The 14,496-nt window shown below is 51.0% G+C and carries 14 protein-coding genes; 8 read left to right on the forward strand and 6 right to left on the reverse strand.

Annotation, left to right across the window (positions count from 1 at the left end; translation table 11 throughout):
• The 8 genes from R3I13_RS19875 to R3I13_RS19910 all read left to right on the forward strand — a co-directional run.
• A partial coding sequence (locus R3I13_RS19875; RefSeq protein ID WP_346319720.1) for a gliding motility-associated C-terminal domain-containing protein occupies positions 1 to 1,084 on the forward strand: 1,084 nt, incomplete at its 5' end.
• 10 nt (positions 1,085 to 1,094) lie between these two features.
• On the forward strand, positions 1,095 to 2,087 hold the full coding sequence (locus R3I13_RS19880) for a type IX secretion system membrane protein PorP/SprF (protein ID WP_346319721.1): 993 nt from the start codon (positions 1,095 to 1,097) through the stop codon (positions 2,085 to 2,087).
• A 243-nt stretch (positions 2,088 to 2,330) separates the two neighbouring features.
• Positions 2,331 to 4,064: an OmpA family protein gene (locus tag R3I13_RS19885; protein WP_346319722.1), complete on the forward strand. Its 1,734-nt coding sequence runs from the start codon at positions 2,331 to 2,333 to the stop codon at positions 4,062 to 4,064.
• 972 nt (positions 4,065 to 5,036) lie between these two features.
• A complete protein-coding gene (locus tag R3I13_RS19890; protein WP_346319723.1) occupies positions 5,037 to 5,435 on the forward strand; it encodes a hypothetical protein in 399 nt (132 codons plus the stop codon).
• A 55-nt stretch (positions 5,436 to 5,490) separates the two neighbouring features.
• The gene (locus tag R3I13_RS19895) at positions 5,491 to 5,934 is read left to right on the forward strand and encodes a polymer-forming cytoskeletal protein (protein ID WP_346319724.1); all 444 of its coding nucleotides are present in this window, start codon (positions 5,491 to 5,493) and stop codon (positions 5,932 to 5,934) included.
• Position 5,935: 1 nt separating this feature from the next.
• Complete coding sequence (locus R3I13_RS19900; RefSeq protein ID WP_346319725.1) at positions 5,936 to 6,124, forward strand: AtpZ/AtpI family protein; 189 nt, start codon at positions 5,936 to 5,938, stop codon at positions 6,122 to 6,124.
• Positions 6,114 to 6,509, forward strand: a complete 396-nt coding sequence (locus tag R3I13_RS19905; RefSeq protein WP_346319726.1) for a hypothetical protein — start codon at positions 6,114 to 6,116, stop codon at positions 6,507 to 6,509. Before R3I13_RS19900 ends, R3I13_RS19905 begins: the two co-directional genes overlap by 11 nt.
• Positions 6,510 to 6,513: 4 nt before the next feature.
• Complete coding sequence (locus tag R3I13_RS19910) at positions 6,514 to 7,134, forward strand: SprT-like domain-containing protein (protein ID WP_346319727.1); 621 nt, start codon at positions 6,514 to 6,516, stop codon at positions 7,132 to 7,134.
• A gap of 2 nt (positions 7,135 to 7,136) precedes the next feature.
• On the opposite strand, the gene R3I13_RS19915 is transcribed toward R3I13_RS19910, so the two are convergent.
• The 6 genes from R3I13_RS19915 to sucC all read right to left on the reverse strand — a co-directional run bounded on the left by R3I13_RS19915 (position 7,137) and on the right by sucC (position 14,455).
• On the reverse strand, positions 7,137 to 8,285 hold the full coding sequence (locus tag R3I13_RS19915) for a hypothetical protein (protein ID WP_346319728.1): 1,149 nt from the start codon (positions 8,283 to 8,285) through the stop codon (positions 7,137 to 7,139).
• Position 8,286: 1 nt separating this feature from the next.
• On the reverse strand, positions 8,287 to 9,471 hold the full coding sequence (locus R3I13_RS19920; protein WP_346319729.1) for a hypothetical protein: 1,185 nt from the start codon (positions 9,469 to 9,471) through the stop codon (positions 8,287 to 8,289).
• 86 nt (positions 9,472 to 9,557) lie between these two features.
• Positions 9,558 to 9,974, reverse strand: a complete 417-nt coding sequence (locus R3I13_RS19925) for an OsmC family protein (RefSeq protein WP_346319730.1) — start codon at positions 9,972 to 9,974, stop codon at positions 9,558 to 9,560.
• A gap of 110 nt (positions 9,975 to 10,084) precedes the next feature.
• On the reverse strand, positions 10,085 to 11,989 hold the full coding sequence (locus tag R3I13_RS19930) for a mucoidy inhibitor MuiA family protein (protein ID WP_346319731.1): 1,905 nt from the start codon (positions 11,987 to 11,989) through the stop codon (positions 10,085 to 10,087).
• A gap of 72 nt (positions 11,990 to 12,061) precedes the next feature.
• Positions 12,062 to 13,108, reverse strand: coding sequence for a DUF4407 domain-containing protein (locus R3I13_RS19935; RefSeq protein ID WP_346319732.1), 1,047 nt, complete (start codon positions 13,106 to 13,108; stop codon positions 12,062 to 12,064).
• 132 nt (positions 13,109 to 13,240) lie between these two features.
• The gene (gene sucC / locus R3I13_RS19940) at positions 13,241 to 14,455 is read right to left on the reverse strand and encodes an ADP-forming succinate--CoA ligase subunit beta (RefSeq protein WP_346319733.1); all 1,215 of its coding nucleotides are present in this window, start codon (positions 14,453 to 14,455) and stop codon (positions 13,241 to 13,243) included.
• Between the last annotated feature and the right edge of the window lie 41 nt (positions 14,456 to 14,496).

Here is a 14,496-nt window from a genome sequence, read left to right on the forward strand (position 1 = left end):
ACCGGCAGACAATGGCGGTGGTGCGACAGTGGATATCAGGAAAGTAGATACTACCGGCTACAAGCTGTCACTGAGCAAAAAGGCGAACAGCGCCACAGCAACTCCCGGCGGTCCGCTGGACTTCACGGTCACGCTGAAAAACCTTGGCACAAAAGCCGTTGCTCCGGGCGACACGCTCAAGGTCACCGATCAGCTGCCCTCCGGGTATAAAGCTTCCGGCTTTGAAGTGTCCGCAGGTAGCTATAACGCAACCACCGGCAACTGGACCGGCCTGAGCCTGAAAACTGGTGAAAGCGCTGCCATACTGGTGAAAGGAACTGTTGAGGCCAACTACCAAGGCACTAACCTGACCAACCGTGTGAATGGGTTTACACCTGATAAGAAACCGATACCGGCAGACAATGGCGGTGGTGCGACAGTGGATATCAAGAAAGTTGATACGACCAGCTACAACCTGTCACTGAGCAAAAAGGCGAACAGCGCCACCGCAGCCCCCGGCGGTCCGCTGGACTTTATGATCACGCTGAAGAACCTGGGTACGAAAGCGGTTGCTCCGGGCGACACGCTCAAGGTAACCGACCAGCTGCCTTCCGGGTACACAGCTTCCAGCTTTGAAGCGTCCGCCGGCAGCTATAATTCAACCACCGGCACCTGGACCGGCCTGAGCCTGAAAACCGGAGAAAGCGCCACTATACTGGTGAAAGGAACGGTACAGGCCAACTACCAGGGAACGAAACTGACCAACCGGGTCGATGGGTTTACGCCTGATGACAAACCCATACCGGCAGATAACGGCGGTAATGCAACAGTGGAAATAGTGGACGATCTGTTTGTACCGAACGTGATCACACCTAATGGGGACGGCGTAAATGATGTACTGCGGATAAAAGGATTGGGTAAATATAAAAACCCGGAACTGATCGTCATTAATCGCTGGAACAACCTGGTATACAGGAACAATAATTATGACAACACCTGGAACGGATCGGGCTTGCAGGAAGGAACTTATTTCTATGTGCTGACAGTTACGGACGACAGCGGAAAGGTGATCAGGAAACGTGGATATGTTATGGTTTTACGTTAAAGCTTATTTTATGTCAAAATTTAAATTTATAAATGGTTTGATAATCGGGGGGATATGTTTATGGTCCTCCGCAATACGGGCTCAACAGGCTCCCCAGCTTAGCCAGTATATGTTTCATGGATTGTTTATCAATCCTGCGTATGCAGGATACCGTGAGCAGCTGAATGTCACAGGGGTCTACCGTAATCAGTGGACGGGTGTGGAAGGAGCGCCAAGAACAGGCTCCCTGGCAATAGATGGTACCATGAATGAAGATAGGGTTGGGCTGGGCCTTAATATTACCGCCGACCGGCTGGGGGCGACAACTAACCTGAGCGCTTATGCCAACTATGCATACCGCATCAAATTTGACAATTATGAGGGAGTGCCCAAAACTTTGGCGATCGGTATTTCCGCTGGCGTGGCGCAACAGTCCCTGGATGGTACAAAACTATCGCCGGATGAAACAAATGACCTCCGGCTACTGAACCAGCGGAAAACGGTAACGATGCCCGATGCCCGTGTTGGTGTTCTATACAATACGGATAGATTTTATGCAGGACTTTCTGTGGATAATATTGGCGTACATTTTCTAAAACCTAAAAAGGATCCTGAACGTTTGCTGCCGGAGAAAAAAATAAATCTTTACCTGCTTGCAGGATACCTGCTTCCTTTATCAGAATCGCTCGCACTACGTCCGTCGCTGCTGATGAAGAATGACCTGGCCGGTCCCAGCAGCCTGGATTTGAACATGTATATGCTGATTCAACAGATGGTCTGGGTGGGAGCCACTTACAGGACCGGTATTGGCTTGTTCAATAAAAATGTTGACCCCCGGCTGGAGAAACCATCTGCTGTTGTGGTGGGTGCGCAGTTCTACCTGGGAGACCGGTTCAGGCTTGGATACTCATACGACCGCTCCCTGAATGCCACCTCGACGTTCAGCCCCAGCAGCCATGAGGTATCTGTCGGAATTCTTTTTCCAAGGAGTAATGAGCAGACGCTTACCCCCAGGTTCTTTTGATTATCCCTTTAATGAGAGACAAAAAACTCATCAATGCGTATTTTTAAAATATTGAGAATTGGTATTGTATTGCTGTGCGGCAGCCTGTCCACAATTGACATGAGGGCCCAGTATAGCCTGAAAGAAGCAGACCAGCAATTCGGAAAGCTCAACTTTTCTTTTGCCGTAAAAAAATATGAAAAGGCATATATGAGTAAGCCTTCTGCCAGGGCAGTACAGGGGATAGCGAATTCGTACTTTCAAATGAGAAATTACCAACTCGCAGAGTCCTGGTACAGCAAGCTGGTGACAATGAAGGATGCACCGGTGGACAGCTACATCACTTATGCGGAAGTGCTGAGAAATAACGGCAAATATACGGAGGCTAAAAAGCAGTACGAATATCTTAAGGATAGTCGTTTTCCCGGCGTGGATCCTGCAATGATGGACAGGATGATCCGTTCCTGTGATTCGGCCGTATTCTGGATGAATCACCCCACAGATATCCAGGTGCGGAACCTGGTGTTCACCAACTCTATCTACTCCGATTGGGGCGGTATCCCCTTCAGCAGGGGATTGTTATTCCTGTCAGATCGCCTGGAGAGCGGATTCAACAATAAAAAGTACGGATGGACCGGTAACGGATACACTCATTTGTTTATTGCAGATGAAAGCAGGACTGTCAAACCGCTGGACACCGACAACATTAACGGCGTCTTCCATACCGGGTTAGTAACCCTGAGTGCTGACGCGTCAGAAATGGTGGTCAGTAAAACAGACCATTCCGTGTTAAAAGACCATACATCCGGGGACAGGCATTTGAATCTATTGGGATTTAGCCTGTACAGCAGCCGCTATGCCGGCGGGAAATGGTCGGCTGTTACACCTTTATCATTCGGGGCAGCAACGAAGGGCTATTCTGTTGGCGATCCCTTCCTGTCTAAAGACGGAAAATTCCTGTATTTCTCTTCCGATATACCCGGCGGTTATGGAGGAACAGATATTTATTACGCGGAACGCTTATCTGACGGCGCCTGGAGCACGCCCAAAAATATCGGACCGGCAGTTAATACAGCAGGCCAGGAGAGATGCCCAGCATTTGATGAAAAGGGGAACTTCTACTTTGCCTCAGATGCCCTGGTAGGCATGGGCGGCCTGGATATATATGTTGTCGCCGGGGGGAACTTCACGAAAGGAACGCCGCTAAATATGGGATACCCTGTCAATAGCCCCGAAGATGACTTTGCCTTTTACTTTAAAGACGGTTCACGCGGATACCTGTCTTCCAACCGGCAGGGCGGGAAAGGGAACGATGATATCTACTCCTTCCGCATACCTTCAGCAGCGTCATCATATGCAAAGTTGAGCGGCAAAGTGATTAACGGAACAACATCAGCGCCAATTGCCAATGCTGTTGTGACCATAACGGACAGCAGCAGGAATGAACGAAGGCAAATATCGACTGATGATGATGGGCGGTTTTCCTTTCGCCTGGATACATTATCTGCTTATCAGCTGAAAGCCGAAAAAACCGGGTATCATGGTCACGGAACATTTGTCGATATGAGCAAACAAGGCGATGAAGACAGTACGTATGTGTTGATGAAGCTGGACAGTATCATCCTGGACCGGCCACAGAAGCTATTTGACCAGATTGGAAATATTTATTTCGACTATGATAAATGGGAATTAAAGCCGGGAATGAAGGCTGAGGTAGATAAGCTGGTGAATATCCTGCAGGTGGAGCCCACCCTGAAAGTGGAGATCAGCGCATATACCGATGCAAGGGGAAAGGCTTCCTATAATATGAAACTCTCCCGGGAAAGGGCACAAAGTGTAGTGAACTACCTGGAAGAAAAAGGCATCGACGCAGCCAGGTTACAGGCAAAAGGCTATGGAGAGTCGAAGCTGGTAAACGGTTGCAGTGATGGTGTGCCATGTACGGAACGCGAGCATCTGCAAAACAGGAGAGTTGAATTTACATTATTTAGAAGATAGATATATGAGGCGGAAAATAAAGTGCAATGTTATTTTATTGATCCTGGTATCGGTTTGTATGCTATCCTCCTGCAGAACCGAAAATTATGCAGGCGGATATATGAAGAGAAAGCGGAGCGGGGTTATACCCTGCCCGGGATTCGGGGATCATAAACCGAGGAAAGTGTTTGACCGCGCTTTCTACCAGTGAAATGTTATTACACTGTTGACCAACCAGGCGCTCAGGCGCCACCTTTGAAAAACGGTGTTCTGCGGAACGCCAACCAACATGGCTGTATCAATATCAGCACAGTGATTATCCCAGGCGGCAGGGCCAGGGATATGAATAAGCTTGCTGCTGTGAGATACAGCCTTTTATAAAATAGTGGACAATGGGCGGCATCCCATAAAGACCTTCCCAAAGCTCCCTTCCAAAGGGATTTATGGATATGGTTATAGATAGTTAATTAAAGGCCGGATGATTCTTCATCCGGCAACTTCCTGAAGCCGGTTTATAATTTAATTGTCAATCAAGTGTCAATATCGTTTGTACAGGATGTAGAAGGGTAAAAAACAGGCATTGAGGTATCTTCTATATGTACGTGGTTTTGTAAGTAAGAATGCACATATCCTATACAAACCGTTCGACTATCATTTTTAGTTTTTCATGGACCAGGTACGGGGGAATTCTTTCCCCCGTTTTATTTTATACCCCTTCCGGCCTTACTTTATCAAAAATCACAATACAACGCGCCCCTTAAAAAAAAATTGAAAAATAGTACCTTAGCACCTGCAGGAAAAAACTTCTTTTCTGAAACCCGCATCAGGCAGTTTTCCCGGGTTCCGTAATAACTTAAAGACAGGATAATTTTCTTCTTTACCGGACGTATAAGGGCTATATGAAACAGCAATTAAGGCTCAGGGTTAACGAATTATGATTTTTTGTCGGATATTTCATTATTTTCCTCAATCTTTACATTTTTACTAAGCGTTATGGCATTGGAAGACAAAAATAAGGGAAGAAGCCTGGACAGGTTGAACCATAAGTACAGGCTCGTGATCATGAACGACGATACCTATGAGGAAGTGACCGCCTTCCGCCTTTCGCGTATGAGTGTTTATGTGGCATTGAGCACCCTTTTTGTGCTGCTGGTGGCCATTACCGTGGCTACGGTGGTATTTACCCCGCTGCGGTATTACATACCGGGTTACGGGGACCTTAAGCAGCGGAAAGAATTCCTCCAGCTGAAGATGCGCACAGATTCCCTGGAACGGGCCATCACCGTGCGCGACCAGTACCTGGACAATATGCTGAAGAATGTAATGGGCGACAATAAGCCGCTGGACACGAACATGCTGAAGCTGCCCAAAGTGGACAACAGTACTTATTAAATATTTTTTCACTATCTTACACCATCTTTATTAAAACGAAAAACCTTGAAAACCTATGTTTAACCAAAGTAAGAAAGGCGAGGGCAAGAGCATAATGCCGACCTCCAACATCAACCTTATAGGGAATGGCACCAGTATCCAGGGCGATATTGTTTGCGAGGGAGATATCCGGATAGACGGGCAGGTAACCGGCCTGGTGTCTACCAAAGCCAAGATCGTGGTAGGGCCTGAGGGTGAGATCACGGGCGACCTGATCTGCCAGAGTGCGGACATACTGGGGAAGGTAACGGGTATCATTAAATGCGAGGAGCTGCTGTTCCTCAAAGGCAACGCATTGATCAAGGGCGATATTTACACGGCGCATTTTGAAATGGAACCTACGGTGAAGTTCAATGGCCGCTGCTATATGGACCCGGCAGACATGCCGCAGTCCGCATCGAATTCAAACGCGGAGTCTAACAAAAATGGAAGAACCGTCCTCCAGGAAGAATCAATATAAAATGCTCTGGCGGTACGCCGGGCTGGCGTTCCAGATGCTTGCTGCCATCGGCCTGGCCCTTTGGCTGGGCTACTTGCTGGATCAATGGCTGGGGATACGTTTCCCGGCTTTCATGATCATTTTTTCTTTACTTTCTTTAGGCCTACTTTTGTGGCGAATTGTAAAAGATACCAGCAAGCATGACCGATAAGTTTATTTTCTGGCTGGCAGGGGTGTTCGCACTGATCACCGCTGCCTTGTTCCTGTTGCAGCAATGGCTCCTCCAATCGCTGGGGGTGCATTTTGAAGTGCTGGTAGCAGGCAACATCGCCATGGCGCTCATTACCCTCATCAGTTATTCCCTGAACCGCAAAGGCATGGCGGCAGCCAATCCCAATGTCTTTGTAAGGTCTGTATACGCCTCTACCCTGAGCAAGCTGATGCTCTGCGCGGCGGGCGTTGGCGTGTACGTATTCCTGAGCCGCCCGCACGTCAGCAAAACGACGATCTTCCTGCTGCTGTTCTTTTACCTGGTATATACGGTGTTTGAAACCATCCACCTGTACCGGATGATGATCAAGCAAAAGAAATCCTGAGTAATTGAAGCAAGAAGCACCTTTACATGCGTTGGCCAGTTACCTGCCGGACGGAACGTTTGAGCAGGTGATCGCTTACATCCGCGAATACAAAGTACATCTCACCATTACCCGCGAGCGCCAGAGCGTACTCGGCGATTACCGCCACCCGTACGAGAACAAAGGCCACCGCATCAGCATCAACGGCGGGCTCAACAAATATTCTTTTTTACTGACCCTGCTCCATGAGATCGCCCACCTGGTGACCTTCATCGTTTACGGCAACCGCGTTCCCGCCCACGGCAAGGAATGGAAGCAGGAATACAGCAAGATCCTCCGCGAGTTCGTCGGTAAACAATACCTGCCGCCCGACGTGGAAGCCGCTGTGAAACAAAGCCTGCATAACCCCGCTGCCAGCTCCTGTGCAGACGAAGACCTGATGCGCGTGCTCAAGAATTACGACCGGCGCAGGGAAAACCATTACCTGGTGGAGCAGCTGCCGCTGGGGCAACTCTTCAAGACGAAAGACGGCCGCATGTTCCGCAAAGGCGAACGCATCCGCAAAAGGTTCCGCTGCGAGGAAGTGCCTTCCAAAAGGGTTTATCTTTTCAGTCCTGTGTACGAGGTGGAAGTGGTGACGGAGTGATCTTACTGCAGGAAATTACTTTTTTTCAGGTAATGATAGATCTTATGATACCTGTCGAAATCCACGCTCGCTTTGCTCGCGGCTTCCAGGTCTTTCATGATCAGCGCTTTTTCTTCTGCACGGATGTTTAATTGCGGGTGTTCCGCCAGGTATTGGGTGAAGTGAAAGAAGTAAAAATCCTCCTCTGGCAGGGCTTTTTTGTGCGGGGATGCATATTTCGCCAGGCGTATAATGGCGCGTTGGCCATTGTATTCCGGCTTCAGTGGCTCCATCGCAATGGCCGTATCAATATCGTTCAGGGCGGCATCAAACTGCAGGCCGCCCATTTTCTCTAAGGCGCGGAGGTAATAGATATCAGCGTTCCGGGGATCGAGCAGGAGGGCGGCGTTGAAATCTTTTCTATACAGGAGGCTGTGCATCTGGTTAAATTTCCCCGTTCTTTTTACAAACCTGTTCCAGGTAGTGAGCGAATCCGATATCCTGCCGTCTGAATGATATCTGACCTGCACGGACCTGTGCTTTTTTTCAATGCTGATGCTTTTCAGCTTACCGTTGGTATACCACTGGCGGCGTTCGGAGGAGCCGTCGGTTCTGAACAGTTCTGTGCGGAATACGATCCCTGCGGCATCTGTGTGCACTACCGCCAGGCTGTCTCCTCTTTTCGTATAGGTGACCGTGGAATACAAATGCCCTTCGTCGTCGTAATGCGTGAAAGGGCCGGTCTTCCAGCCGTTTTCCATCATTCCTTCCAGCGCTTTTTTTCCATTGAAGTGATAATCGATGATCTTACCGGTATAAGGTTTATCGTGGTAAGAATATTGGATCATGTCGGCAGTTGTCAGCCGCCCTGTAAGATTGTTTAAAATGGGTATCTTTTTCTCTTCTTCGCTCCGCGCCACATATGCTTTCGTGAATATGTACGCAATGCTGTCCCAGCCCCTTTCGGCCATATGTTTGAGGCCTTTCCGGGTCTTTGCCATATTCGTATAGGCAACGTCTTCCGGGGTAAGCATGCCTTCGTTATGGATATGATATTCCAGCGGGTTCCGCACGTACAATACCGAATCCAGGTAATACAGCACTTTCGTGGGTTTGGGCTGGGCGGAAACCGAGGTGGCCGCCAGCAGCATGATAGCGGTGATCATTTTCATATCAGAAATTTATGCTTTTCAGGTATTTGTACAGTTCCTTGAATAGCTTATCCGTGCTGAAAGGCACCGCGGCCTTTTCCAGGTCTTTCATCATCAACGCCTTGTCTGCGGCAGGGATGTTGATGTTGGGATGGGTGCGCATGTATTCCACGATCTCTCCTTTTTTCAACCTGTTGTCTGTATCCCAATACGCCGCTTTGTAAATGGGCACGAGCGCTCTTTCGCCGTAGTAGTCCGGTTCCTGCGGCTCTATTGCAATGCAGGCGTTGATGTCGGCAAGCGCCCCGGCATAGTCCAGCGTTTCTATCCTGTGGGCGGCGCGCGCAAGGCAGATTGCCGGGTTGCCCGGTTCTTTTTTCAATGCAACATCATATTCATCGATCTTCATCAGCCGTTCACGCCTTTCGGTCGTTTTGGTTTTGACGGCAACGCCCATGCCTGGCCATGGCTTGTATACGGAATCTGTCATGATGCCGGAAGAAAGGTATTTTTTGGTAAGGTTGCCGCCGCTGTGGGTTTCGATCCGTGTTTTCAGGCTGCCGCCGGGGTAATAGTATTCTGTCACGGAGACCTTTTGCGGCAGCAGGTATTTCCAGCGGTAATAAACGTTCCCGGCACTGTCAGTGGATGTTTTTTCCGTATCCAGTGTATCTGATACCGTTGTAGTATGCAGCGTCAATATGCCATTGACGTCATACTTTTTTTCAACGCCTTTCTGCAAACCATCTTCATAGTACGCTTCCGATTTTATATCGCCGGAATAGTAATAATCGATCACCTTCCCCGTGTAAAGCCTGTCCCTGAAATAATACCGGTTATTCCGCTTTTCCAGCCTTGCGGGAGAGGGAATATTCTTCCGCTCCGGCGGCAGTTGCAGGTAATGTTTGGTGAAGATGAAAGTAACGCTGTCGTATTTGCCGTAGCCGAGTTTGAAAAGGGTGAACGGGTCCCTGACCGTGTTGATGAATCCCACCTGGTCTTCCTGCAATCTTTCGTCGGTGAAAATTGTTCTTATCTCCGCTGAATCCAGTAAATACAACTGTTTCCGCTTGCTGACGCTGGCAGTGTTTTTACCCTCGGCTGAGGCAGAAGGTTTGGATGTTCTCACCCGGCCGGACTGCGCGGAAAGCTGCAAACCGGCGAAGAGGAGGAGGCATAAGCTGGCAAAGGTTTTAGGGATCGTCATGGGATACAAATTAAGAAATTATGCGCGGCTTGCCAGTGAAAGCCGGGGCATGGAAAGAGAAACTTTAGTTAAATGTTACAGGCGGTTCAGGCGCCCTGTTTCACCACGTCTACCGTGTTCAGTTTTACCTGGGTGCCGGTTCTGAGCGAATAGGGAATTTCTGCCACCTGGTCCGTATGTTTCACCAGGTCTTCCACATCTTTGCGCGGCGCGGGAGATTCCAGCCGGATGTCGTACCGGACGTTCTTCGCCTGCGCAGGCTCGCCGCTCCAGTCGCCGTTCACGATAATTTCAACATGAGCGATCTCTATGCCCCTGGCGGCTGCTTCACGGTAAAGGTCGTTGCAGAGGCTGGCCCCGATGGCCATCATAAAGAGTTCTTCCCCGCTGAAGCCGATGCCAAGCCCGCCGGCCCTGGGAGTGCGATCTATCACAACGCTGCGCGGCCCCGCCCATCCTGCCGCGGCGCTGGTTTCGTGGATTGTTTTGATATGTACCTGCATAGTATGTTTAATGTACGCAAACTTGCGCGGATAACAAAAAAATGCCTCCCGGGACCGGGAGGCGCCATAAAAGGTAAAAAGCATGAGCTACATCTTGGGGTATATGACACTTAATCGAGATTGACGAGTTTGCCTTTCGGGTATTTCACCGTGTACTGGAGCTGCATTTTCTTTTCCTGCTTCACGGGGATCTCCAGGCTCCAGGTCACCAGCTGCGACACGGGGTCCATCGTGGCGCCGGAATAAGATATCCTGCTCACTTCCACTTCGCTCTGCGCGGGCATCGGCACCTGGTCTTCCACCAGTATGCGCACGGGTTCCTGCTTGTTGTTCCGCACGCTGATCTCCCAGTTGCGCACGGCCGTCTGGTTGCTGGCAAGGAACTGGTTCTTTGAATATTCCTTTTGTAGCTTGCGGTTGATCACGATGTTCTTGTCTTTACCGAGCGACACATACAAAGTATCTGAAGCGGTCTGCAGGTTGAGCAGCGATTTGCCTAGATAGGTGCCTTCAAAATAAATGCTGGCTTCTCCATCCAGCAGGTTCAGCTGCTCCCATGCTGTAATGCCGGCCACGAGATACGCAGCAGGGTCCAGCTTGGGCGCGGCGTGGTATTGGTAGCTGGTGGCTACGGGCGTTTGACTGACAGACACGGCATACGGCTTCCCGTCAGACGGGATGCTGTAAGGCACGGCTATATCGAAGTTGACGCTGGTGGTATGGAAGCTGGCGGACACGTCCAGCGGGATGTCTTCGCGTTGTTTGGCTGAGTTTACGCCGCGGATGCGGATACCGGAGGACACGCCTGCCACCCTGCCAACGACCTCGGTTTCGATCGATTTGCCGTAACCCACTACCACTACATCTTGCAGCGCCTGAACGTTTTCCTGCAGCACGATATTCATGAAATTATTGCTCAGCGTTACCTGCTGGTCTTTGTAACCGATATAGGTCACGTCCAGGGAAGTGGCGCCCGTGGGCAGTTGCAGGCTGAACTCGCCTTTTTCATTGGTGGTGGTGCCGATGGTGCGGTTGGGTATGCGGATCATGGCGCCAATGATGGGATGGCCGGCGCCGTCCATTACGCGTCCGGTGGCACGGCCCTGGTCTTTCAGCGGCGATTTGTAACGGGCCTGGGTAAGTTCCTGCATACTGTTGAACGTGCGCAGGTACCAGGCGTTCATTTCGGGTTTCTGCCCGCTCTCTGAAGGGTTGCCGCTGGAGAGGCTGAGTTTTACATTTTTCCAGTCTTCGCCGCATTGCTGGAATACGTTGGCTTTGTAGGCCAGTTCCATCGGGTGGCTGATGTTTTCCACGCGCAGTTCGTAGGTGGGGTACCAGCCTGCGTTCTTCACGAGGTAACGCAGGGTGAGCTTTCCGCTGATGCTTTCTTTCGAAGAAACGGTGACGAGCAGGTCGGTGGTGGAAGTGTCTTTTGTTTCGAGGAGCGCGGCGCGCTGCTGCATATTCTGCCGGATGTTGTCATTCAGCCTGCGGATGTTGGCCTGTATGGCCAGTTGCTGGTCCAGCACCTCGGTGAGGCGGTTGCGCTGGAAGTCCAGCGCTTCTTTCAGGTCTGCCGTTTTGAGGCCGGTATTGGTGCCCCGCAGGTCCTGGTTCTTTTTCAGCATTTCCTCTTCCTGCCTGAACACGGATTCTTTATTTTTTTCGCGCTGCAGCCTTTCTTCGAGCACTTCCAGCTGTTCCTGCAATCTTTTTATTTCATCCTGCGGGCGCTGGTTGTTCAGGTAATTCCTTTCGCGCGACACGGAGAGGATGGTGAAAGCACCTTTCCCCTGCACCTGGATGCTTTTTTCTTCCAGCTCGGGCGAAATGCCGGGAAACACCAGCGTGGCGGTGCCTGCAGGAATGGTAGTGGCAGCGGTGCGGGTGATCTGCGCGCCTTGCAGGAAAACGGTGACGTTTTCGATACTGGAAGGGACAGTAACTTTCTTCGTTTGTGCGGTAGCGTTAGTAAAGGTGATGAGCGTAAAAAGGTATAGCAGTGTTTTCATACCGGAGATTTATGGTCAGGATGTGATTTTTGCCCTGATTCCATAAATCCCCGGGGATTTTTTTAAAATTCATCACGAAAACGCCGTCCGTCCTTCGCCGGACGGCTGCTCCGCTTTGCGGGAGGCCCTTCCCGCTTCTTTCTGCGCGATCCTTTCCTCTGTTTCCATTTGCAGGATGGCTTTCTTTTCCTTGCGGTGCATGGCAAAGGCGAACTCGTGCTGGTCTTGCAGGTCGTCGTAAGGCCCGCGGGGAGAAATGAGCTTTACGAATACTGGGGCGGTTTCTATGGCAACAAACAGCAGCATGATGAACCAGTTGGCCCAGCGGATGGGCTGGCTGGCGGCAGTGATGCGGCCCAGCGCTTCGAGCCTGGAGGCCATACCGTTCAGCCGGCCGCGTTGCAGACCGGTAATGTCTGCGGCTACCGTGCTGTCTACTTTCGCCAGTTCGGCGCGTAAAGCCTGCTGCTGCAGGGCCAGTGCGGCAAATGCGGCTGAAGCGCTGTCTGCATCGGCTTTTTTGGCTTTATAGATCGGGCCGAGATTTTTCACGCGGGAGCCGCCGGTGCCGTCTGCCTCCTGCTGCGCGAGCAACTGCAGCGTATCCCTGCGGGCGGCTTGTATGGCCATTTGCTGCTGCACGGCGTTCAGGCGGCTTTTCAGCTCGTTGCTGCGGCTGAGGTAGCGTTCGGAAACTTTGGCTTCCTGCTCGCGGAACTTCTGCTGTTCCATAATGATCAGCTCGGCCTGTATCTCGGTGTCGAATATTTTCAGCTCCAGCGGCTTGGAGATCACGATGGCGATCAGCACGGCAAGAATGATGCGCGGCGTGGCCATCCACAGCTCCTGCCCGAAGCGTTCCCGCTTTTTCATGCTGGAAACGATGTAGCGGTCCAGGTTGAAGATCATCAGCCCCCATACCACCGCGAAAAGCGCGGCGATCCAGGGTTGCTGGAAAACCGTCCACAGCGCATACCCGGCAGATATGGCGGCGAAAACGCCGGTAAAGAATACAGTGGCGCCGATGCCTGCATATTTATTAAGCTCTGAAGGTGCACGGCGCAGCATGGGCAAATGTGCCCCGGAACAAATGAGGAAGAATTGGCGGATGCGTAGCATGAAAAACCTGTGTTAGTGGTTGAACCATTAACCCGCACATGTTCAAAGTAAAAGGATGGAGATCAAAGATAGGCAAAAAAATGGCCGGCGATAATGCCGGCCATGGATATGTAAGAACAATATTCTGAAGGATTATGCGTTCACCGCCTTGTTCACCAGGTCTGCCGCTTCGCTCAGCAGGATGGCGCTCTGTACTTTCAGGCCGCTCTGCTCGATGAGCGCTTTGGCTTCAGCAGCGTTGGTGCCCTGCAGGCGCACGATGATGGGAACATTGATGGTGCCGATGGATTTGTAGGCGTCTATCACACCCTGGGCCACCCTGTCGCAACGAACGATACCGCCGAAGATATTGATCAGGATCGCTTTTACTTTAGGGTCTTTCAGGATGATGCGGAAACCTGCTTCCACGGTCTGTGCGTTGGCGGTGCCGCCTACGTCCAGGAAGTTGGCCGGTTCGCCGCCAGACAGCTTGATCATGTCCATGGTGGCCATGGCCAGGCCGGCGCCGTTCACCATACAGCCTACGTTGCCGTCCAGTTTCACGAAGTTCAGGTTGTACTGGCCTGCTTCCACTTCGGTGGGGTCTTCTTCGGTGATGTCGCGGAGGGCTACCAGGTCAGGGTGACGCAGCAGTGCGTTGTCGTCCAGGCTGAGCTTGCAGTCTACGGCAATTACTTTATCGTCCGCAGCTTTGAACAGCGGGTTGATCTCGATCATGGCGGCATCCAGGCCAATGTACGCGTTGTACAGGTTGGTCACGAATTTCACCATGTTTTTGAAGGCCTCGCCGGTTACGCCGAGGTTAAAAGCGATCTTGCGCGCCTGGAAGCCCTGGAGGGGCATATTGGGGTGCACGCGTTCGCGGAATATTTTTTCAGGGGTATCATGCGCTACATCTTCGATGCTCATACCGCCTTCTGTGGAGTATACGATCATGTTCTGGCCGCTCGCCCTGTCCAGCAGGATAGAGAGATAGAACTCCTGGCGTTTGCTGGGGCCGTCATAATATACGTCCTGCGCAACCAGTACTTTATTTACCACTTTACCAGCCTCACCGGTCTGAATGGTAACGAGGGTGCCGCCAAGGATATTGCCGGCGATGGTTTTGATATCTTCAGCGTTTTTTCCTACCGCTACGCCATTCTGCTTCGTACCCCTGATCAGGCCCTTACCACGGCCACCGGCGTGGATCTGTGCCTTTACAACCGCGAAGTTGTTTCCGAATTGCACTTTCAGTTGCTTATATGCTTCCGCAGCCGCTTCAGGTGTATCTACCGGGATACCTTCCTGTACCGGTACGTTATATTTTTTCAGCAGTTCTTTAGCCTGGTACTCGTGTAAATTCATCGGTATTTAAATTTGGCCGCTAATTTAGGCAATTTATGTTT

It is taken from the genome of Chitinophaga sp. YIM B06452, assembly GCF_039655965.1.
Lineage (GTDB): Bacteria > Bacteroidota > Bacteroidia > Chitinophagales > Chitinophagaceae > Chitinophaga.

Bases quoted from the DNA above. Each gene is read 5' to 3' on its own strand.
- R3I13_RS19915 (WP_346319728.1), bottom strand. From the start codon at position 8,285: ATGAAAATGATCACCGCTATCATGCTGCTGGCGGCCACCTCGGTTTCC.
- R3I13_RS19905 (WP_346319726.1), top strand. From the start codon at position 6,114: ATGACCGATAAGTTTATTTTCTGGCTGGCAGGGGTGTTCGCACTGATC.
- R3I13_RS19895 (WP_346319724.1), top strand. From the start codon at position 5,491: ATGTTTAACCAAAGTAAGAAAGGCGAGGGCAAGAGCATAATGCCGACC.
- R3I13_RS19925 (WP_346319730.1), bottom strand. From the start codon at position 9,974: ATGCAGGTACATATCAAAACAATCCACGAAACCAGCGCCGCGGCAGGA.
- R3I13_RS19900 (WP_346319725.1), top strand. From the start codon at position 5,936: ATGCTCTGGCGGTACGCCGGGCTGGCGTTCCAGATGCTTGCTGCCATC.
- R3I13_RS19930 (WP_346319731.1), bottom strand. From the start codon at position 11,989: ATGAAAACACTGCTATACCTTTTTACGCTCATCACCTTTACTAACGCT.
- R3I13_RS19880 (WP_346319721.1), top strand. From the start codon at position 1,095: ATGTCAAAATTTAAATTTATAAATGGTTTGATAATCGGGGGGATATGT.
- sucC (WP_346319733.1), bottom strand. From the start codon at position 14,455: ATGAATTTACACGAGTACCAGGCTAAAGAACTGCTGAAAAAATATAAC.
- R3I13_RS19885 (WP_346319722.1), top strand. From the start codon at position 2,331: ATGAGAAATTACCAACTCGCAGAGTCCTGGTACAGCAAGCTGGTGACA.
- R3I13_RS19920 (WP_346319729.1), bottom strand. From the start codon at position 9,471: ATGACGATCCCTAAAACCTTTGCCAGCTTATGCCTCCTCCTCTTCGCC.
- R3I13_RS19890 (WP_346319723.1), top strand. From the start codon at position 5,037: ATGGCATTGGAAGACAAAAATAAGGGAAGAAGCCTGGACAGGTTGAAC.
- R3I13_RS19935 (WP_346319732.1), bottom strand. From the start codon at position 13,108: ATGCTACGCATCCGCCAATTCTTCCTCATTTGTTCCGGGGCACATTTG.